This window comes from Oceanibium sediminis, from assembly GCF_003265325.1.
Taxonomy (GTDB): domain Bacteria; phylum Pseudomonadota; class Alphaproteobacteria; order Rhodobacterales; family Rhodobacteraceae; genus Halovulum; species Halovulum sediminis.
In genome coordinates this window covers 65,860-85,051 of record NZ_QGNX01000008.1, presented here as the reverse complement: position 1 = coordinate 85,051, position 19,192 = coordinate 65,860, and the positions used below count along the sequence as shown (strand labels likewise).

The 19,192-nt window shown below is 66.8% G+C and carries 20 protein-coding genes; 14 read left to right on the top strand and 6 right to left on the bottom strand.

Annotation, left to right across the window (positions count from 1 at the left end; all coding sequences use genetic code 11):
- Window positions 1-44 precede the first annotated feature (44 nt).
- Both DJ029_RS17785 and DJ029_RS17780 read left to right on the top strand, forming a co-directional pair.
- Window positions 45-1,235 carry an RsmB/NOP family class I SAM-dependent RNA methyltransferase gene (locus tag DJ029_RS17785; protein WP_112323844.1) on the top strand — a complete coding sequence of 397 codons (1,191 nt, stop codon included), beginning with the start codon at window positions 45-47 and terminating at the stop codon, window positions 1,233-1,235.
- Between the two features lie 88 nt (window positions 1,236-1,323).
- Window positions 1,324-3,387 carry a hybrid sensor histidine kinase/response regulator gene (locus DJ029_RS17780; protein ID WP_112323843.1) on the top strand — a complete coding sequence of 688 codons (2,064 nt, stop codon included), beginning with the start codon at window positions 1,324-1,326 and terminating at the stop codon, window positions 3,385-3,387.
- A gap of 67 nt (window positions 3,388-3,454) precedes the next feature.
- Here the strand turns inward: DJ029_RS17780 and DJ029_RS17775 are convergent, their stop codons facing one another.
- The gene (locus tag DJ029_RS17775) at window positions 3,455-4,066 is read right to left on the bottom strand and encodes a hypothetical protein (protein WP_112323842.1); all 612 of its coding nucleotides are present in this window, start codon (window positions 4,064-4,066) and stop codon (window positions 3,455-3,457) included.
- 171 nt (window positions 4,067-4,237) lie between these two features.
- Between DJ029_RS17775 and recA the strand changes: the two genes are divergently transcribed.
- The 4 genes from recA (at window position 4,238) to DJ029_RS17755 (ending at window position 8,775) form a co-directional block, all read left to right on the top strand.
- On the top strand, window positions 4,238-5,308 hold the full coding sequence (gene recA, locus DJ029_RS17770) for a recombinase RecA (protein ID WP_112323841.1): 1,071 nt from the start codon (window positions 4,238-4,240) through the stop codon (window positions 5,306-5,308).
- 178 nt (window positions 5,309-5,486) lie between these two features.
- Window positions 5,487-8,147, top strand: coding sequence for an alanine--tRNA ligase (gene alaS, locus DJ029_RS17765; RefSeq protein WP_112323840.1), 2,661 nt, complete (start codon window positions 5,487-5,489; stop codon window positions 8,145-8,147).
- A gap of 3 nt (window positions 8,148-8,150) precedes the next feature.
- Window positions 8,151-8,435 carry a DUF1330 domain-containing protein gene (locus tag DJ029_RS17760; RefSeq protein ID WP_112323839.1) on the top strand — a complete coding sequence of 95 codons (285 nt, stop codon included), beginning with the start codon at window positions 8,151-8,153 and terminating at the stop codon, window positions 8,433-8,435.
- Between the two features lie 52 nt (window positions 8,436-8,487).
- Entirely contained in the window at window positions 8,488-8,775 is a 288-nt protein-coding gene (locus DJ029_RS17755) for a DUF1330 domain-containing protein (RefSeq protein WP_112323838.1), read from the top strand.
- Here DJ029_RS17755 and DJ029_RS17750 read toward each other — a convergent pair whose 3' ends face one another.
- Window positions 8,776-9,564 (bottom strand): hypothetical protein, encoded by a 789-nt coding sequence (locus DJ029_RS17750; protein ID WP_112323837.1) that lies wholly within the window; start codon window positions 9,562-9,564, stop codon window positions 8,776-8,778. It abuts the gene before it with no gap.
- A gap of 74 nt (window positions 9,565-9,638) precedes the next feature.
- Window positions 9,639-10,097: an Lrp/AsnC family transcriptional regulator gene (locus tag DJ029_RS17745; protein WP_112323836.1), complete on the bottom strand. Its 459-nt coding sequence runs from the start codon at window positions 10,095-10,097 to the stop codon at window positions 9,639-9,641.
- 112 nt (window positions 10,098-10,209) lie between these two features.
- On the opposite strand from DJ029_RS17745, the gene DJ029_RS17740 reads away from it, so the two are divergent.
- Window positions 10,210-10,416 (top strand): DUF6356 family protein, encoded by a 207-nt coding sequence (locus DJ029_RS17740; protein ID WP_112323835.1) that lies wholly within the window; start codon window positions 10,210-10,212, stop codon window positions 10,414-10,416.
- 104 nt (window positions 10,417-10,520) lie between these two features.
- Here DJ029_RS17740 and DJ029_RS17735 read toward each other — a convergent pair whose 3' ends face one another.
- Window positions 10,521-11,735 (bottom strand): NADP-dependent isocitrate dehydrogenase, encoded by a 1,215-nt coding sequence (locus DJ029_RS17735; RefSeq protein WP_112323834.1) that lies wholly within the window; start codon window positions 11,733-11,735, stop codon window positions 10,521-10,523.
- Window positions 11,736-11,826: 91 nt separating this feature from the next.
- On the bottom strand, window positions 11,827-12,168 hold the full coding sequence (locus tag DJ029_RS17730) for a TfoX/Sxy family protein (RefSeq protein ID WP_112323833.1): 342 nt from the start codon (window positions 12,166-12,168) through the stop codon (window positions 11,827-11,829).
- Window positions 12,169-12,248: 80 nt separating this feature from the next.
- On the opposite strand from DJ029_RS17730, the gene DJ029_RS17725 reads away from it, so the two are divergent.
- Together DJ029_RS17725 and ctaA are read left to right on the top strand one after the other, a co-directional pair.
- A complete protein-coding gene (locus DJ029_RS17725) occupies window positions 12,249-13,061 on the top strand; it encodes an RNA methyltransferase (RefSeq protein WP_112323832.1) in 813 nt (270 codons plus the stop codon).
- 112 nt (window positions 13,062-13,173) lie between these two features.
- On the top strand, window positions 13,174-14,310 hold the full coding sequence (gene ctaA, locus DJ029_RS17720; RefSeq protein WP_112323831.1) for a heme A synthase: 1,137 nt from the start codon (window positions 13,174-13,176) through the stop codon (window positions 14,308-14,310).
- Window positions 14,311-14,322: 12 nt separating this feature from the next.
- On the opposite strand, the gene DJ029_RS17715 is transcribed toward ctaA, so the two are convergent.
- Entirely contained in the window at window positions 14,323-15,114 is a 792-nt protein-coding gene (locus DJ029_RS17715) for an enoyl-CoA hydratase (protein ID WP_112323830.1), read from the bottom strand.
- Between the two features lie 62 nt (window positions 15,115-15,176).
- Here DJ029_RS17715 and DJ029_RS17710 point away from each other — a divergent pair, with 62 nt between their 5' ends.
- From DJ029_RS17710 to DJ029_RS17690, 5 genes are all read left to right on the top strand, one after another.
- Window positions 15,177-15,596, top strand: a complete 420-nt coding sequence (locus DJ029_RS17710; protein WP_112323829.1) for a PaaI family thioesterase — start codon at window positions 15,177-15,179, stop codon at window positions 15,594-15,596.
- 161 nt (window positions 15,597-15,757) lie between these two features.
- Window positions 15,758-16,222 carry a 50S ribosomal protein L13 gene (rplM, locus tag DJ029_RS17705; RefSeq protein ID WP_112323828.1) on the top strand — a complete coding sequence of 155 codons (465 nt, stop codon included), beginning with the start codon at window positions 15,758-15,760 and terminating at the stop codon, window positions 16,220-16,222.
- Between the two features lie 2 nt (window positions 16,223-16,224).
- Window positions 16,225-16,725, top strand: a complete 501-nt coding sequence (gene rpsI, locus DJ029_RS17700; RefSeq protein WP_112323827.1) for a 30S ribosomal protein S9 — start codon at window positions 16,225-16,227, stop codon at window positions 16,723-16,725.
- A 107-nt stretch (window positions 16,726-16,832) separates the two neighbouring features.
- Window positions 16,833-18,821 (top strand): acyltransferase family protein, encoded by a 1,989-nt coding sequence (locus tag DJ029_RS17695; RefSeq protein WP_112323826.1) that lies wholly within the window; start codon window positions 16,833-16,835, stop codon window positions 18,819-18,821.
- Window positions 18,772-19,176 carry a (R)-mandelonitrile lyase gene (locus tag DJ029_RS17690; RefSeq protein WP_112323825.1) on the top strand — a complete coding sequence of 135 codons (405 nt, stop codon included), beginning with the start codon at window positions 18,772-18,774 and terminating at the stop codon, window positions 19,174-19,176. Before DJ029_RS17695 ends, DJ029_RS17690 begins: the two co-directional genes overlap by 50 nt.
- Window positions 19,177-19,192: the final 16 nt, after the last annotated feature.

The window sequence follows — 19,192 nt, the reverse complement described above, 5'->3', positions numbered from 1 at the left end:
TCCGCGGGCGGTCCTGGCCCGTGCCGCGAAGCGGAGTCCCGGTCATGACGCCCGGGGCGCGGCTCGCGGCCGCGATCGCCTGTCTTGACGACATCCTCGCGGGCGAGGTCGCCGAGCGGGTGCTGACCCGCTGGGCGCGGGTCAGCCGGTTCGCCGGCTCCAAGGACCGGGCGGCGGTGCGCGATATCGTCTTCGACATCCTGCGCCAGCGCCGCAGCAGCCTCTGGGCCTCCGGTGCGGCGGTCGAATCCGGGCGCGCGCTGGTGATCGGCCAATGCGCGCAGGAGACGCCCGAGTCCCTGGCGCTGTTCGACGGGCAGGGCCATGCCCCGCCGCCCCTGTCGCCCGACGAGCAGGCGGCGCTTCGCCCCGATCTGGCCGCCGCGCCCGAGGCGGTGCGCCTCGATATCCCCGCGCCGATGGAGGGGCTGCTGCGCGACTCCCTCGGGGCGGACCTTGTGCCGGTCATGCAGGAGTTGCGGCATCGCGCGCCGGTGGATCTGCGCGTCAATCGTCTGAAGGCGGATCTTGCGTCCGCACGGCAGGCGCTGGCGGGCGAGGGGATCGAAACCGCCCCGGTGCCCGGCGTGCCAGACGCGCTGCGCGTGCTGACGAACCCGCGCCGCATCAACACCTCGCGCGCCTATTGCGACGGCCTGGTGGAGTTGCAGGACGCGGCCAGCCAGTCCGTCGTCGCCGCGTTGGCCCCGCGCCCGGGCAAGCGGGTGCTCGACCTCTGCGCCGGGGGCGGGGGCAAGACCCTGGCGCTGGCGGCACTGCTGGGCGGGGATCAGACGATTCATGCCTATGACGTCAATCCCCGGCGCATGCGCGATCTGCCCGAGCGCGCACGCCGCGCCGGGGGGCAGGTCAGCCTGCTGGACGACGCCGATCTTGAGGCGATGACCGGGCGTTTCGACCGGGTGATGGTGGATGCGCCTTGCAGCGGCACCGGGTCCTGGCGGCGTATGCCGGATCACAAGTGGCGGCTCACGCCGCAGGACGTGGAAAAGCTGGTCGAGGTGCAGCGCGGCATCCTTGACCGCGCCTGTCGCCTCGTCCGCCCGGGCGGGCGGGTGCTTTACGCGACCTGTTCGCTTCTGACCCCGGAAAACGGCGACCAGATCGTTGCGCTGCAAAAGCGCCGCCCGGGGATCGAAATCCGCGAGTCCGGCCGCCTTTTGCCCGGCGCGCCGGGGGACGGATTCTATTTCTGCGCGTTTGATATCGCATGACGCAACCCTGACTTGCATGTCACGGACATTCAGCTTTTATTAACTTCCACCGGGCATTCCGGTTGCGGAGAGTAAACAGAATGGCCCGATGTCAACCGCCGAAGACCCTACCGATCCATATCCCGCGCTTCTGACCGGCCTGTCGGCTGGCCCCGGAACCGCTGCCGCCATGCTCGGCGGCCTCGTCGTCCTTGGGGCGGCGGTTGTGTTCGATCTGCCCTTCATCGTCGTGTCGCTGCTCTGGCTGCCGGTCTTCGGCCTGGCGCTGTGCTGCTTCCTGTCGGCCCGGCGTGGGTATCACCCGGACGCGGGCGGGGGCGCGCGGTTCGTGATGGAACCGCGCCGCGGCCTCAGCCCGGCGAACCGCGTCGCCCGCACCTGGGTGAAGCGCGGATGCGGCAGCGCGGAACGGCTTCTGGCTACCTGTGCGGAAGACGGCGCATCGGCCCTGTTCCGGCTCGGGCGACAGGCCGACTCCGCTGGCTGGGCCGAGGTGATGCTGGACATCGGCGGAACCGCGCATCGCCTGCAGGCCACGCGGATGGACAACGGCAACCAGCTCTGGGAAGTCCGTCCCGGGGCGGGCACACCGCCCGCGCCCGCGCCGCCGCAGCTGAGCGGCAAGGACAACGACTTGGAGGTGTTGCCCGTCGCGATCGCCCGCCTCGATGCCGAGGGGCGGATCGAGTTCTGCAACAAGGTGGCCCGCCGCCTGCTGGGCGCGGCGGCCAAGCCCGGTGCCTGCCTTCCCGACCTGCTCGAAGGGCTGGGCAAGCCGATGCCAGACCGTATCCGCGAAACCATCGGAGGGCGCGCCGAGGGTCGCTCCGAGGTGGCGCGGCGCAAGGCGGAGGACGCGGACGGTTTCCTTCAGGTGACCATGACCCGCATGATCGCCGAAGAGGGGACGACGATCATCGTCGTCCTCAGCGACGCGACCGAGCTGAAGACCCTGGAAGCTCAATTCGTCCAGAGCCAGAAGATGCAGGCGGTCGGCCAGCTTGCCGGTGGAATCGCCCATGATTTCAACAACCTGCTGACGGCCATCAACGGCCATTGCGACCTGCTTCTGCTGCGCCACCGGCAACATGACACCGACCATTCCGACCTGATCCAGATCCGCCAGAACGCGAACAGGGCGGCGGCGCTGGTGCGCCAGCTGCTGGCGTTCTCACGCAAGCAGACGCTGCGCCCGCAGGTGCTGCACCTCTACGATTCGCTCGCCGAACTCGCCAACCTGCTCAACCGCCTGCTTGGTGAGAAGGTCGAGCTGACGATCGAGAACGCCGAGGATATCTGGCCCGTCCGCGTGGATGAACGCCAACTCGAGCAGGTGATCGTCAACCTCGTAGTGAACGCGCGCGACGCGATGCAGGAGGGGGGTGTCGTCTCGCTGCGGACGCGCAAGGTGACGCTGGACGAACCGATGGAGCGGGACCGCGCCATCGTCGCGCCCGGCAATTACGCCGTGATCGAGGTGGCCGACACCGGCAGCGGGATCCCGCCGGACAAGATCGACAAGATCTTCGAGCCGTTCTTCACCACGAAAAAGGTGGGCGAAGGGACCGGGCTCGGCCTTTCCACGGCTTACGGAATCATCAAGCAGATGGAAGGCTTCATCTTCGTGGACAGCGTCGTGGACCAGGGCACGATCTTTCGCATCTACCTGCCGGCCCATACCGAGATCGCCGCCACGGAACCGCCAGGGCGTCAGGACCCGGTCGAACCGCCGCGCTTCCGCGACCCCACGGGCAACGGCGTCGTCCTCTTGGTCGAGGACGAGGCCCCGGTGCGCGCCTTCGCCGCGCGGGCGCTGCAACTGCGCGGCTACACCGTGATCGAGGCCGATTGCGGCGAGGCGGCGCTGGATGTGCTCGAGGATGAGACGCTTGGCGTGGACCTGTTCGTTTCGGACGTGGTGATGCCGGGGCTCGACGGGCCGTCCTGGGTCCGGAAGGCTTACGAGAAGCGCCCCGATGCCTCGACTGTCTTCGTCTCGGGCTACTCGGAGGACATGGTGATCGATGGCTCGGCGGCGGTGCCGCGCTCAAGCTACCTTGCCAAGCCGTTCACGCTCAACGACCTAGTGGAGCGGGTGCGCGATCACATGGAGCGTTACGTGCATGTCCGCCCGGAGGGGGAAGGGCGCTGATCCCGGCGCATGGCCGGACGATTCCCGGGGCGCCCCAAGGCCGTGCTCGGGCAACCTGCGCGCGCCCCTAAAGGGACTTGCGGGTCCGATTCTCCCAGATATCGAGCTCGGGCGCGAAATAGCTTTCGACCCTTCCCTGCACCGCCTTCGACAGTCGCCGCTGAAGCCGCCGCCGGGGCGAGACGTTGTGACGCTCGATCGTGATTTTGCGCCCGAGCCGTTCGGACAGGAATCGCGCGAGCAGGGGCATATCCTCGAAACGGAACACTTGGTCGACGATCAGCGCGCCGTCACTGTCGCAGAGGAACGCCTGCGGGCGGTGCATCCCCAGGTAGGGGCGATCCGCGCCGTCGATATACTCCTGCGCGAACTGGTCGAAGGTGATGCCGCTGGTGTCCACCTCCTGCTCCCATTCCTGGGGTTTGGAGCGGTAGCGCCACCAGCTTTCCAGCCAGTCAACCGGGTGGCGCAGCTGGCAGACGGTTTCGATGCCCTCGATCCCGCTTTCGGCCAAGTAGGGGCGGATGAATCTCTCGAAATGATGCGCGGGCATGTGGGTGACCCGGTGATGCCGGGTGAACAGCACGTGACAGTGCCGCCGGATCGCGTTTTCCACGGATGTGGAGCCCGTTTTCGTCATGGCGAGATAGGCGAAACGCCCCTCGATATGTAGCAGCATTCAACGCTCCTGCCCGGTGTTTACCGATCATTAAACCAAACTCGTGAAGGATGGGATCGGTAAGATTATAGTTGCAATGTTCTGGTTTTGATCTCATACAGATGAGAACAAGAGGCGAACAGAGCAGCGATTGCCCCCACTGGCAAGACATGAAATAAGAGGACTGGAAACATGGCAACCCCCCTCCTGGACATGACTGACAAACGTAGCACGGACAAGCAGAAAGCGCTGGAATCAGCGCTGAGTCAGATCGAGCGCAGCTTCGGCAAGGGCTCGATCATGAGACTCGGCCAGGGGGGCGCGGTGATGGAGATCGAAGCGACCTCCACCGGGTCGTTGGGGCTGGATATCGCCCTTGGTATCGGGGGTCTGCCGAAGGGCCGGATCATCGAGGTTTACGGCCCCGAAAGCTCGGGCAAGACGACGCTCGCGCTGCATGTGATCGCGGAAGAGCAGAAGAAGGGCGGCGTCTGCGCCTTCGTCGACGCCGAACACGCGCTCGACCCGCAGTACGCCAAGAAACTGGGCGTCGACCTAGACGAGCTGCTGATCAGCCAGCCCGACGCGGGCGAGCAGGCGCTGGAAATCACCGAGACGCTGGTGCGCTCGGGCGCAGTCAGCTGCGTCGTGGTCGATTCGGTCGCCGCGCTGACCCCGAAGTCCGAGCTCGAGGGCGACATGGGCGACCACCAGGTCGGCGCACAGGCCCGCCTGATGAGCCAGGCGATGCGCAAGCTGACCGGCGCGATCAGCCGCTCGAACTGCATGGTGATCTTCATCAACCAGATCCGTATGAAGATCGGCGTGATGTTCGGCAGCCCAGAAACCACCTCGGGCGGGAACGCGCTGAAGTTCTACGCCTCTGTGCGGCTGGATATCCGGCGCATCTCCTCCATCAAGGACCGGGATGAGGTCGTGGGCAACCAGACCCGCGTCAAGGTGGTCAAGAACAAGGTCGCTCCGCCCTTCAAGCAGGTCGAATTCGACATCATGTACGGTGCCGGCATCTCCAAGATGGGCGAATTGGTCGACCTTGGCGTGAAGGCCGGCATCGTGGAAAAATCCGGGTCCTGGTACTCGTTCGGGGACGAGCGCATCGGCCAGGGCCGCGAGAATGCGAAAACCTTCCTGAAGGAAAACCCCGACATCGCCCTGACGATCGAGGACAAGATCCGCGCCGCACACGGGCTCGACTTCGACATGGGGCCGGGTGACCGGGACGACGTCCTGCTGGAGGACTGATTTCCGCGCGCTCCGCGGGCGGTGACGGAAGGAATACCGGGGTAGGGTCGCCTGATAGGGCGGCCCTTCCTGCATTCCGGGCACCCGCATGCCGTGCAAGCCCATGTCCTTGTGGACAGTCGCCGGTCCTTCAGCTACTTCCGATTTCGCCTGACGTTTCAATTCTAGCCGGTGACACATGACCAGCCTTAACGACATCCGCAGCACCTTCCTCGATTATTTCGGGGAGAAGGACCACGAGGTCGTGAAAAGCGCGCCACTTGTGCCGCGCAACGACCCGACGTTGATGTTCGTGAACTCCGGCATGGTGCCGTTCAAGAACCTGTTCACCGGGGTGGAGACGCGCGATTACACCCGTGCCGCGTCTTGCCAGAAATGCGTGCGCGCCGGGGGCAAGCACAACGACCTGGACAACGTCGGCTACACCGCGCGCCATCACACGTTTTTCGAGATGCTGGGCAACTTCAGCTTCGGCGACTACTTCAAGGAAAACGCGATCCCGCTGGCCTGGAACCTGATCACCAAGGAATTCGGCCTGCCCAAGGACAAGCTCTACGTCACCGTCTATCACACCGATGACGAGGCGGCGGACCTGTGGAAGAAGGTGGCCGGCCTGCCGGATGAGCGGATCATCCGCATCGCCACCAATGACAACTTCTGGATGATGGGCCCCACCGGCCCCTGTGGCCCGAGTTCGGAGATCTTCTACGACCACGGCCCCGAGATCTGGGGCGGCCCCCCGGGCAGCCCCGAGGAAGACGGCGACCGCTTCATCGAGATCTGGAACCTCGTCTTCATGCAGTACGAGCAGTTCGAGGATGAAAGCCGCAAGCCGCTGCCCAAACCCTCGATCGATACCGGCATGGGGCTGGAGCGGATCGGCGCGACCCTTGGCGGCAGCCATGACAACTATTCCACGGACGTGTTCCGTGACCTGATCGAAGCCTCGGCCCATGCGACGGGCGTGGACCCTTATGGTGATCAGAACGTCCATCACCGGGTGATCGCGGACCATTTGCGCTCTACCTCCTTCCTGATCGCGGACGGGGTGCTGCCCTCGAACGAGGGGCGGGGCTACGTGCTGCGCCGGATCATGCGGCGCGCCATGCGCCATGCGCACCTGCTGGGCGCGCAGGACCCGGTGATGCACCGCCTTGTGCCGACGCTGGTGCGCCAGATGGGCCAGGCCTACCCCGAGCTGACGCAGGCGCAGCGCATGGTCGAGGAAACCCTGCTGGCCGAGGAAACCCGTTTCAAGCAGACGCTGGACCGTGGCCTCAGCCTGCTGGACGCCGAGGTCGAGGCCCTGGAAGAGGGCGAGCCGCTGCCCGGCGCCGCCGCTTTCAAGCTGTATGACACCTACGGCTTCCCGCTGGACCTGACGCAGGACGCCCTGCGCGAGCGGGGCCGGGACGTGGACACCGCCGGTTTCGATGCCGCGATGGCCGAGCAGAAGGCCAAGGCCCGCGCGGCCTGGGCCGGATCTGGCGAGCAGGCCGATGACTCGGTCTGGTTCGATATCGCCGAGCGGGCCGGCTCGACCGAGTTCCTGGGCTACGATACCGAAGCCGCCGAAGGGCAGATCGTCGCGCTGGTCAGCAACGGCGCGGAGCTTGAGCGCGTCGAAGCCGGCGCGCCGGTGGAGGTGGTCCTGAACCAGACGCCGTTCTACGCAGAAGCTGGTGGCCAGGTGGGCGACACCGGCATGCTGCGTACCGAAACCGGCGTTGTCGAGATTACCGACTGTCGCAAGACCGCCGGCGTCTATCGCCATATCGGCACCGTGCGCGAGGGCGTCATCGCCCGTGGCACCCCGGCTGAGCTGGAGGTCGATCACACCCGTCGGACCGCGATCCGGGCGAACCATTCCGCCACGCACCTGCTGCACGAGGCGCTGCGCCATGCGCTTGGCGATCACGTGGCGCAGCGCGGCTCGCTCAACGCGGCGGACCGTCTGCGCTTCGACTTCAGCCACAACAAGGCGATGACGGCCGAGGAGCTGTCCCGCGTGCAGACCGAGGTGAACGCCTACATCCGCCAGAACGCCCCGGTCGAGACGCGGATCATGACGCCGGACGATGCGCGCGCCCTCGGGGCGCAGGCGCTGTTCGGTGAGAAATACGGGGACGAGGTGCGCGTCGTCTCCATGGGCACGCAGGCGAAGTCGGGCAAGGGGGCCACGGGCGATACCTACTCGATCGAGCTTTGCGGCGGCACCCATGTGCGCCAGACCGGCGATATCGGCGTGTTCGTGACCCTCGGCGAAAGTGCCTCCGCCTCCGGCGTGCGCCGGATCGAGGCGCTGACCGGCCCCGCGGCGCAAGCCTACCTGGCCGAGCAGGAAGCGACCCTGTCTCAGGTCGCGGGCACCCTGAAGGCCCAGCGGAGCGAGGTGGTGGAGCGGATCAAGGCGCTGCTGGACGAGCGCCGCCAGTTGCAGGCCGAAGTGGCCGAGTTGCGCAAGCAACTCGCCATGGGCGGCGGCGGCGGGGCCGAGGCCGCCACCGAGGACCTTGCCGGTGTCGCCTTCCTCGGCCAGGTGCTGAACGGCGTGTCGGGCAAGGACCTGCGCGGGCTGATCGATGAGCAGAAGGCGCGCCTGAAATCCGGCGCGGTGGTGCTGATTGCAGACACCGGCGGCAAGGCGGCCATCGCGGCCGGCGTGACCGATGACCTGACGGACCGTGTTTCGGCCGTGGACCTTGTGCGCACAGCGGCAGAGGCCATGGGCGGCAAGGGCGGCGGCGGCCGCCCCGACATGGCCCAGGGCGGCGGTCCCGACGTGACACGCGCCGATGCCGCGCTGGACGCGGTGCGCGCCGCCATCGCGAAGGGCTGAGGGATGAGCGCCTATGTCATCGGTCATTTCACGGTGACGGATCGTGACGTCTACCTGAGTTATGCCGCGCAGACGGCTGATAATGTTGCCGAGTTTGGCGGGCGCTTCCTGGCCAAGGGCGGGGATTGCGAATGGCTGGAAGGTGGCCGCCACCTGCGGAACGTGATCATCGAATTCCCCGACATGGCCACGGCCCGGCGCTGGTATGCCAGCGACAGCTACAAGAAGATCGAGCCGCTGCGGCTGAACAGCTCCGTAGGGGAGCTGTTGCTGCTGGACGGTTTCTGACCCTGCATTTGACCCTGCATTTGAACCTGCGCGACACTGAAGGAGCCTGACGATGCCAGCACTGTGGATTGCCCATGTCGAAGTGACCGACCCGGACGCCTATGCGAAATACGCCGAGGTGGCGAGTGGCTCCATTCCCGCTCATGGCGGCGTGTTCATCGCCCGCGGCGGGCGTGCGGAACAGATGGAAGGCCGGGCCTTTCCGCGCAACGTGGTGGCGCGTTTCCCGACCATGGAAGCGGCGCTGGCCTGCTACAACTCGCCGGAATACCAGTCGGTCGTGGATATCGCGAAGGGCGCGTCCGAGCGTTCGCTGGTGATCCTCGAGACCGACTCCTGATCAGTCCCGCCGTTCGCGCATGGAGCGGAATTCCTCCGCCGAGGGTTGGTCGGGGCGGCGGTGGCGGAAGTATTCGCGGGCCAGTTCCCAGCGCATTGCAAGGCTGTCCTTCTGCGCGTGAAGCTGGGCCACCGTCATGCGGCGGCGGCGCACCACGATACGCGCGATGCGGAAGTTGAACCGCCGCACCCGCTGCAGGTAGGCCCTTGGCACCCGGCGCCGCAGGAAGCCCCACAGGCTGTAAAGCTGCATGAAGGCCAGCGTGCGGAACAACATCTTCTGCAGGGTTTGCCAGATCATCGCCCCGAAGGCGCTGACCCCGGCGATGATCCAGATCGGCAGCTGGACCGAGAACAGCAGCAGCCACAGGCTCATCGAGGTGACGGCAAGCGCCAGGGTGGCGAACATCGCGATCAGGATCAGGACGATGCGCATCGCGCGCGGCCGGCTGCGGTACCAGTCCATCATCAGGGCGTAGCGCAGCTTCACATGCGCCATGTAGGTTTTCACGAAGGCGGCGATCCGGCGCTGGGTGGCCGCGCCGATCACCATCGGCAGGAGGGAGCGCATGAACCAGCGTTTGCCAAGCTCCACCCGCGCGAAGTTGATGCCCTGCGCCTTCAGCCAGTTGACCAGCGTGGCCCCGCTGAGCGCGGCGACCTTGCCCAGCACGACCTTGGCCTGCGTCAGCATTAGGCCCAGCGCGGCCAGCACCTCGGCCCCGAAGATCAGCGACAAGGCGACGGAGGCAGAGGCGACGAGCAACAGCAGGGCAATCGCGCGGATCATGTGCTCTCCTCCTCCTGCAGAGTGTCGCGTGCCACCGCGGGGCTTGTCCAGCCGCAGGGCGGACCGGGGGCGGATCAGAGCACGGGCAGGGCCGTCGTTTCCTTGATACGCTCCATCACGAAGCTGGCCGAGACATCCGAGATCGCCACCTCCGCGATCAGGCGCTGGTAGAGGCGGTCATAGGCGCGGACATCCTCGACCTGGGCGCGGACCAGGTAGTCGAGGTCGCCTGTCATGCGATAGACGCCCTGGATCTCGTCCATGCCGCGGGTGGCGCGGGCAAACGCCTCGCCCCAGGCCTTGGTGTGCTGGTCGGTGCGGATCAGGATGAACACCGTCAGGCGCAGGCCCAGCTTCTCGGGGTCCAGCAGGGCGACGCGCTGCGCGATGATGCCGGCTTTCTCCATCTGCTTGATCCGCCGCCAGGTGGCGTTGCGCGACAGGTTAATTTCCTCTGCCAGCACGTCGAGCGAGACGTCGCCCTCGCGTTGCAGGTGGTGCAGGATTCGCCGGTCCGTGGGATCAAGGCTCATTCATCTGCCCTTGTGTTGGAAGAAATCACAATCATACCTCGATTCTAGTGATTATTTGAGAAAATATCCAGATCCCCGGTGGTAATTTCCCACAACCCTTGAGGAGATTGAGATGATCAAGCAGATTTTCCTGGACCACCCCGCGAAGGTCGATGAGACATACGGCGAGCATTTCCTGTTCGCGCTGAAGTTCAGCGCAACGCTGTTCGTGGCCGCCGGGGCGGCGCTGATCCACGCGGTGATCCCCTGCATGTGCGAACGCACCGCCAGCCGCAAGGTCGCCGCCCTTTACGCCAAGACGCATAACCGCGGGCAGTGACCCGCTAGCGCAAGCGGCCGGATCGCTTTCGGCCCATCGCGCAAGAAAAAGCCCCGGAAAAGCGGCTGCTTTCCCGGGGCCTTTTCGTGTCGTGTGCGGCTGACTTACCCGACGAGGGCCTTGTTCAGGTTCTCGTCCACCTTCTCGAGGAAGCCTTCGGTGGTCAGCCACTTCTGATCCGGGCCGACCAGCAGGGCAAGGTCTTTGGTCATGAAGCCGGACTCGACCGTATCCACGACGACCTTTTCCAGGGTTTCTGCGAATTCCATCAGCTTTGCGTTGTCGTCCAGCTTGGCGCGGTGCTTAAGACCGCCGGTCCAGGCATAGATCGACGCGATGGAGTTGGTCGAGGTCGCCTCGCCGCGCTGGTGCTGGCGGAAGTGGCGGGTGACGGTACCGTGGGCGGCTTCTGCCTCGACGATCTTGCCATCGGGGGTCATCAGCTGCGAGGTCATCAGGCCGAGGCTGCCGAAGCCCTGGGCCACGGTGTCGGACTGCACGTCGCCGTCGTAGTTCTTGCAGGCCCAGACGAACCCGCCGGACCATTTCATCGCCGCGGCGACCATGTCGTCGATCAGGCGGTGCTCATAGGTGATCCCGGCGGCCTTGAACTTGTCGGCGAATTCCTCGTCGAACACCTGCTGGAACAGGTCCTTGAAGCGCCCGTCATAGGCTTTCAGGATGGTGTTCTTGGTGGACAGGTACACCGGCCAGCCGAGGTTCAGACCGTAGTTCATCGACGCGCGCGCGAAATCGATGATCGACTGGTCGAGGTTGTACATCCCCATCGCGATCCCGGAGGAGGGCGCGTCGAAGACTTCGTGCTCGATGACCTGGCCATCTTCGCCCACGAATTTCATCGTCAGCTTGCCCTTTCCGGGGAAGCGGAAGTCCGTGGCGCGGTACTGGTCGCCGAAGGCGTGACGGCCGATCACGATGGGCTGGGTCCAGCCGGGAACGAGGCGCGGCACGTTCTTGCAGATGATCGGGGCGCGGAACACGACGCCGCCCAGGATGTTGCGGATCGTGCCGTTGGGGCTGCGCCACATCTTCTTGAGGCCGAATTCCTCGACCCGGGCTTCATCGGGGGTGATCGTGGCGCATTTCACGCCGACGCCGATTTCCTTGATCTTGTTGGCCGCGTCGATGGTGATCTGGTCGTCGGTGCGGTCACGCTCCTCCATGCCCAGGTCGTAGTAGAGCAGGTCGATGTCGAGGTACGGCAGGATCAGCTTGTCCTTGATGAACTGCCAGATGATCCGGGTCATCTCGTCGCCGTCGAGCTCGACGACCGGGTTGTCTACCTTGATCTTGGTCATGGGTGTCCTCTTTCAAGTGCGGTGATTTGCGCCCGTCTATACGGGATCGGGCCGGCTTTGGAAAGCCCGGTATACGTCGGTATACGACAGGCTATTTCGCGGGCATGGCGCTGACGTATTCCATGGCGAGGGCCAGGATCGCGGCAAGCTGCGCCTCATCCTCCAGCAGGTCGGCCGGTGCGTCCACGAAGCCGCGCATCCGCCGGCCCGTCATGGTCATCGGCGCGGTGCCGGGCAGGGCGAGGGCGGCCGCCTCCCGCTCGGGGCCGACGCGGAACATCGCGCCGCCACCCATCTTTGCGCCGTGGATGCCCGCCAGCATGTTGCCGTTCAGAAGGAAGCACAAGCCGCCGAACATCTTCTTCTCGGTGATGCCGATGTGTCCGGCCAGGCGATCGCGCAGCCGTTCCGCTTGTTCCTCGTCAAAGGCCATCTGCGCCCCCTTCGATTGCATCCCCGTTGCGCCCAGCGTATCACGCAAGCCGCGATCTGGGCGATAATTCGGGAACCGTCATGTCAGGCACAAATCATTCCGCGGGGGGCGAGTGGCAAGGCCCGCAGCCCGTGTTCATCCTGGTCCGCCCGCAGATGGGCGAGAACATCGGCGCGGCGGCGCGCGCGATGTGGAACTTCGGGCTGGAGCATATGCGCCTCGTCGCGCCGCGCGACGGCTGGCCGAACCCGGCGGCGGTGGCCATGGCCTCGGGCGCGGCGCGGGTGCTGGACCAGGTGCGCGTGGACGACACGACCGCCGGGGCGGTGGCCGACTTGAACCACGTCTACGCGACGACTGCGCGCCCGCGCGACCTGACGAAAGAGGTGATGACGCCGGAGCAGGCGATGCAGGACGCGCGCGCGCGTGTCGGGCGGGGCGAAAAGGTGGGCGTGCTGTTCGGCCCGGAGCGCGCGGGGCTTGAGAATGCGGACGTGGTGCTGGCCAACACGGTGATCACGGTGCCGGTGAACCCGGCCTTCGCCTCGCTCAACTTGGCGCAATGCGCGCTGCTGACCGCCTATGAATGGGGGCGGGAGGTGGCACTGCCGCAAAAGACCGGCAAAGAGAAGACGCGCACCGCGACACGGGACGAGGTGGCGCGGATGACCGAGGCGCTGGCCGCCCGCCTGGAGCCCGGCAACTTCTTCTGGCCGCCGGACAAAGCGGACAGCCTGCGGGAAAACCTGGACAACCTGATGAACCGCCTGCCGCTGACGGATGCGGATGTGCGCACGCTTTACGGCGTGTTCCGCACCCTGGCGGAGCGTACCCCCCGCGATCAATCGGGCCGTGACCAATCCAGCGGAGCGCCTGCGGCGCAAGACCCCTGAGCCCTTCGGGCGATGGCGCGCCCGGGCGGCCGAGGGCCAAAGCGACGCAGGCCATGCGCCTTGTGAGCGCGCTGGCCCGGCGCTACATCAGGGCGCAAGGATGGAGAGCACCATGAGCAAGACCCGCAGCATCTTCGAAGAGGTGGACAGCACCGCAAAGCCCGCCGCGACCCCGGCCCCGAAACGGCGCGACCCGCGTGAGGGGGCGCGCGCGGCCATCGCGACCTGGCTGCGGGTGCTTTTCGCGCTCGTCGTCGTGATGATCGCCGTGGGCGGACTGACCCGGCTGACCGACAGCGGCTTGTCGATCACCGAGTGGGCCCCCGTCTCGGGCGCGCTGCCGCCCCTGTCCGAGGCCGCCTGGCAGGTCGAATTCGACAAGTACCGCGAGATCCCGGAGTACCGGTTGCAGAACGCGGGGATGAGCCTGTCGGAGTTCCAGTTCATCTATTGGTGGGAATGGGGCCACCGCCAGCTTGGCCGCGTCATCGGCCTGGTCTGGGCCGTCGGCTTCCTGTGGTTCCTGGCGCGCCGCCAAATCCCCGTGGGGTGGACGCGCCGGCTTCTGGGCCTTGGCCTGCTCGGCGGGTTCCAGGGGGCGATCGGCTGGTGGATGGTGTCCTCCGGGCTGACGGGCACGATGCTGGACGTCGCCTCCTACCGGCTGGCGACGCATCTTGGGCTGGCCTTCGCGATCCTCGGGCTGTTGGCTTGGTATATCCGCGACCTCGGCCAGCCGCAGATGGCGCTGATCCAGGCGCGTCGGCGGCGTGAGGGGGGCGGCGTGGCTGCCGGTGTGCTGGTGGTGCTGATCTTCGGGCAGATCCTGCTCGGCGCGCTGGTGGCGGGGATCGACGCGGGGCGCACCTATGTCACCTGGCCGCTCATGGACGGCAGCTTCGTGCCCAGCGGCGCGCTGAGCCTTGAGCCGCTGTGGCGCAACTTCTTCGAGAACGCGGGTCTCGTCCAGTTCATCCACCGGGTCTGGGGCTACGCGCTGCTGGCGCTGGTGCTGATCACCTGGGCGCGCAGCCGCCGTCTGAGCGTGACGGCGCTGCGCCGGGGCTTCGACTGGCTGGCGGTTGCGCTGTTCGCACAGGTTGTCATCGGGATCGGGACGGTGCTTTACGGTGCGCCCTGGCACATCGCCATCGTCCACCAGCTTGGCGCGGTGGTGGTGTTCACCCTTGCCCTGCGCGCACGCCACCTGGCGCTGTACCCGCCCGAGCAGAAGATCGCGCGCGCCTGATCGCGGGCGCGCTTACTGCGTCCAGCGGGGATCGCGCTTTTCCAGGAAGGCGGCGATCCCCTCGGCGGTTTCCTCATAGGCCATGTTCGCCGCCATGACATCCCCGGTGAAGGCGTAGGCGTCGTCCAGCGGCATTTCCAACTGGCGATAGAAGGCCTGCTTGCCCAGCGCCACCGCGCGCCCGAGCTTGCCGGCGATCTGTTCGGCCAGCGCAGCGCTTTCCGCCCGAAGCCCGGTTTCCGGCACCACGCGGTTCACGAGGCCCAGGTCCGCCGCCCGCGCGGCGTCGATGAATTGCCCGGTCGTCAGCATCTCGAAAGCATGTTTCGGCGGAATCGCCCGGCTGAGTGCAACCATGGGCGTTGAGCAGAACAGCCCGATGTTCACGCCGTTGACGCCAAAGCGCGCCGTCTCTGCCGCGACCACCAGGTCGCAATGGGCCACCAGCTGACACCCGGCGGCGGTGGCGAGGCCGTGGACCTCGGCGATCACCGGCTGGGGCAGGCGGGGCAGGGCGGTCATCACCTCGGAACAGCGGCGGAACAGGTCCCGGAAGTAGGCGGCGCCGCCGTCCTCTGCCTGGCGCCCGGCGGTCATTTCCTTCAGGTCGTGCCCGGCGCAGAAGGCGCGCCCCGCGCCCGAAAGGATCACGACACGCACGCTTCGGTCCTGCTCCAGCGCGGCCAGTTCGGCCCGGAGTGCGACGAGCATCGCGTCGGACAGGGCGTTCAGGCTAGCGGGGGCGTTCAGCGTCAGCCGGGCGATGCCGGCGTCGTCCTCTCTCAGCAGGATGGGGTCTGGCATGGCTGCTCCTTGCGTCGGGGCCGGGTTCGTGCCACCTGACATTCCTGCAAGGAGGTCACGGCATGGAGCTTAAGCTGACAGCGCCCGAGGTGGAAGACTACCTTCGGGAGGTCTTTCCCCAGGTGTCGGAGCGTTTCGCGATCACGTCCCTGTCGCCGATGCGCCTGAGCTGCACCATGGCGATCGGCGAGGCCGACCTGCGTCCCGGCGGTACGATCAGCGGCCCGGCCATGTTCACGGCGGCCGACTGCGCCTTCTACATGGTGACGCTGGCGATGATCGGGCGCCAGGCGCTGACCGTGACCACGGGCTGCACGATCAACTTCATGCGCAAGCCCCCGCTGGGCCCGCTCAGGGCCGAGGCGCGCATCCTGAAGCTGGGGCGCAGCCTGTCCGTCGGCGACGTCGAGGTCTTCGGCCAGGGGCTGGATCAGCCGGTGGCCCATGCCAGCCTGACCTATTCGATCCCGCCGGAGCGGTGATTTTATGGGGTAAATAGGTACCTATTTTGCAAGGCATTGATTTCAATCATGTTTTTGCGACAGAGCCCCATTGACTGCGCGCGCGTATCCTATAAAACCCGCCCATCCGTTCACCGGAGCCGGGGCAGCGCCCCGATCCAAGAAACATTCGGGACGACACCATGAAAACCTACTCCGCCAAACCGGCAGAGATCGAGAAGAAGTGGATCCTGATCGATGCCGAGGGCATCGTTCTGGGCCGCCTCGCCACGATCGTCGCCATGCGCCTGCGTGGCAAGCACAAGGCCAGCTTCACGCCGCACATGGATATGGGCGACAATGTCATCATCATCAACGCCGACAAGGTGCAGATGACCGGCAACAAGCGCACCGACAAGAAATACTACTGGCACACCGGGTACCCGGGCGGCATCAAGCACCGCACCGCCGAGCAGCTGCTCGAGGGCCGCTTCCCCGAGCGCGTCGTCATCAAAGCAGTCGAGCGTATGCTGCCGGGCGGCCCGCTGAGCCGTAAGCAGATGTCCAACCTGCGCGTCTATGCCGGGACCGAGCACGGTCACGAGGCGCAGTCCCCGGAAGTTCTGGACGTCGCGTCCATGAACCCCAAGAACACGCGGAGCGCATGAGCATGGCTGAAGAAATCAAATCCCTCGACGATCTGAAGGACGCCGTGTCCGGTGCAGATCTGGCCGCCGCGCCCGAGGCCGAGGCCTATGTCCCGGCCGAGCCGCAGCGCGACGAGCTGGGCCGCTCCTACGCCACCGGCAAGCGGAAGGACGCGGTCGCCCGTGTCTGGATCAAGCCGGGCAAGGGCAATGTCGTGGTCAACGGCAAGCCGATGAACGAGTACTTCGCACGCCCCGTGCTGCAGATGGTGATCGGCCAGGCCTTCTCCGTCGCCGGTGTTTCGGGTGAGTTCGACGTGATGGCCACCGTCAAGGGCGGCGGCCTGTCGGGCCAGGCGGGTGCCGTGAAGCACGGGATCTCCAAGGCGCTGACGCTGTACGAACCGTCGCTGCGCCCCGCGCTGAAAGCGGCAGGCTTCCTGACCCGCGACAGCCGCGTGGTCGAGCGTAAGAAGTACGGCCGCCGCAAGGCACGCCGGAGCTTCCAGTTCTCCAAGCGCTGATTTCAGCCACAGGTTTTTCGAAGGGGCGGTGCCGATGGCATCGCCCCTTTGCGTTTCCGGCGGGTCCGTTCGGATTCTGTTAAACCTTTAGGCATTATGACCGCGGGATGAGTATTCACGCGCCTGTCTTGCCGTATCGCCCCGATATCGATGGCCTGAGGGCCGTGGCGGTGGGGCTGGTCCTTGCCTATCACCTCGACCTGCCCGGGGCGCTGGGGGGATTCCTGGGCGTTGACGTCTTCTTCGTGATCAGCGGCTACCTGATCACGCGCCTGCTCTGCCCGCCGGGCGGGGCGCGCCCTGCGCTTGTCCCGTTCCTGCTGCGGCGCCTGTGTCGGTTGTTGCCGCTGGTACTTGTCGTGGCGCTGGCCAGCGCGGGTGTGGGCTGGCTGCTATTGCTGCCATACCAGTTCAAGGATTTCGGGCAAAGCCTTGGACTCGCGCCGTTTTTTGCCACCAACCTGCTGTTCTGGAGCGAGGCGGGCTACTTCGCGCCCCAATCGGGCGGCAAGCCCTTGCTGCACTTGTGGAGCCTCGGGGTGGAGGCGCAGTTCTACCTTCTGTTCCCGCTGCTGCTGGCGGTCGTGCCCCGGCGGCGCCAGCGATTGGCCATCGGTGTCCTTGCGGGGGCCAGCCTGCTCGCGGGGCTGGTCGCGGCCCATCGCGCGCCGGATGCTGCGTTCTTCCTGTTTCCCTTCCGGTTCTGGGAATTCGCGGCGGGGGCGTTGCTGGTTCTCAGTCCCGCGCGGCCCCGGGTGGGGTTCGGCTGGCTCGGGCTCTTGCTGCTGGTCACGGCGCTGGCCACCGCCTCGCCGGTGTTGCCGCATCCCGGTTCCGGCGCGGTGCTGAGCGTGCTGGCCACGGTGTTCCTGTTGCAATCCGCGGGGCCGGTCGGGCGGGTGCTGGCGCATCCCGGGCTGACCTGGCTGGGGCGGCATTCCTACGGGATCTACCTGTGGCACTTCCCGCTGATCGCTTTTGGCGCGGTGCTCTGGCCGGGGGCGGAGGGCGCTTTGCGCGACGTGGTGGTCGTGGCGCTCAGCCTTGCGCTGGCGGCGGCAACGCAGCCCCTGGTCGAGCGTCCGTTTCGTCGGCCCGGCGCTTGGCGCGGCGCGGGGATCGCGGCGCTTGGCACGGCGGCCATCGGGCTTGGCGCTTTCCTGCATCATTCGGGCGGGGCGGCCTGGCGTCTGCCCCCGCTGGCCAACCAGCCCTATGCGGACTGGCAGCGGTGGGACATGCCCTGTCACGGCGTACTGGACGCTGAGCAGGTCGCCGGGGGCGGCGTCTGCGTCATCGGGGCCGACGGCGTCGTGCCGTCCATCGCGCTGATCGGGGACAGCCACGCCGGGCACCTGACGCCCGCCCTCGGGCCCGCGCTGGCGCGGCGGGGGGCGGCGGCGCTGGTCTTTTCGCGCGGCTGGTGCGCGCCGGTGCCGGGCTTCGCAACGAAGGCCCCCGGGCGCGGCCCGGAATGCGGCGCGTTCATCGAGGCAGCCTGGGCGCGGGTGTTGGCCAGCCCCGAGATCTCCACCGTCGTGCTGGCCGCGCAATGGGGAAATTTCACCAACGGCGCGCGCAGCGGGGTCAGGGCGGTGCGCTACGCCGATGCCGCCAGCCCCGCGGGCAACGCCGCCGCGTTCCGCCGCCACGCCCTGGCGCTCGCCGGGCGGTTGCGCGGCCGGGACCTGCGGCTCGTGCTGATCGATCCGGTGCCCGAGTACCCCGGCATCGTGCCCGACATGCTGGCGCGCGCCGCCTGGCAGAGCGGCGTTCTGCCCGACCGCCTTCTGCCGGTGGATTACGCGGTGCGCAACGGCGCGGCGCTCGCGACGCTGGCGGCGCTGGCCGAGGGCAGCGGCGCGGCGCGGCTGAAGGCACAGGCGCTGTTCTGCAAGGATGGCACGATGTGCGAGGTGATGTCGGCGGGGCAGGTTCCCTACTACCGCGACGGCTCGCATCTTTCGCTGGCGGGGGCCGAGGTTGTGGTTGCAAGCCTGATGCCGCTGCTCGACACTCCCCCCGACGCGACAGGAGGGGACGATCATGACGATATTTCGCACCACAGAGCGGCCAACCCGGATCGGGGAGGGTGACGCCTTTACCGGTTTCGTGCAGCTCGATCCGATCATCGGCGCGGATCCTGCGGGGCTGGTTGCGCTCAGCGTGACCTTCGCGCCGGGGGCGCGGACGCACTGGCACACCCATGAGCGGGGACAGACGCTGCACGTCACCCGCGGCGCGGGTCTTTACGCCGAACGCGGCCAGCCGCCCCGGCGGATCACCGCCGGAGATACCGTCTGGATCGCACCGGGACTTGAACATTGGCACGGTGCCGCGCCGGACACGGGCATGACCCATATCGCCATGCAGGCTTGTGAAAGTGGTAGTGGAACCAACTGGTTGGAACCTGTCGTTGACAGTGATTACGTAGCGGCAACCACGCAATAACATGGCTGCGCTATGG